This window comes from Rhodococcus sp. 14-2496-1d, assembly GCF_002259365.1.
Classification (GTDB): domain Bacteria; phylum Actinomycetota; class Actinomycetes; order Mycobacteriales; family Mycobacteriaceae; genus Rhodococcoides.
In genome coordinates this window covers 1-538 of sequence record NZ_NPFV01000051.1, presented here as the reverse complement: position 1 = coordinate 538, position 538 = coordinate 1, and the positions used below count along the sequence as shown (strand labels likewise).

The 538-nt window shown below is 63.8% G+C and carries 1 protein-coding gene; it reads left to right on the top strand.

What is annotated here, in order from left to right; genetic code table 11:
- Nucleotides 1-61 precede the first annotated feature (61 nt).
- Nucleotides 62-538: hypothetical protein (locus CH296_RS28345; protein WP_143546470.1), on the top strand; the 477-nt coding region annotated here is incomplete at its 3' end.

Here is a 538-nt window from a genome sequence, read left to right as displayed (position 1 = left end):
CGGCGGCAGTGATGACCGATGCGGCGCGATCGCACGGCAAGTACTCGGGTTGGACGCCGCGATGACACCGAAGGTACGGATTCCGTTCGCGCCCGGCGCGGTTCGTGAAGCGTTGCACGCCGACGCCGATCTGACCGAGCATATTCCGAAGGAACTGATCACCACGCGTGACATTCCCGAGAAGATCGTGCGGCCGTTCATCGTCATCCGCGGTGCCGGAACAAAGGGCGACGACCCGATGCTGCGCAAGCCGTTCGTGCAGATCGACGTCTTCGCCCCGCCTCCCGCGATTCTGCGGAGCGAGCCGTATCCGATCCTTGCCGATCCCGAGGAAGTTGCATGGGATCTGGCGGGGCTGTGCGGGGAGATCATCGGGCACACGACCAATCGGCCGTTCCGTAACTGTTCGTGGAACGGTCGGTGGATCGACGGCCCCGGTAACGGGCCGCAGATCGACAAGTCACGCGGTGACGACATGCCGCTATATCGCCAGACGGTGCGAGTCGAACTGACCGTCACCGTTCGAGAACACCCCACT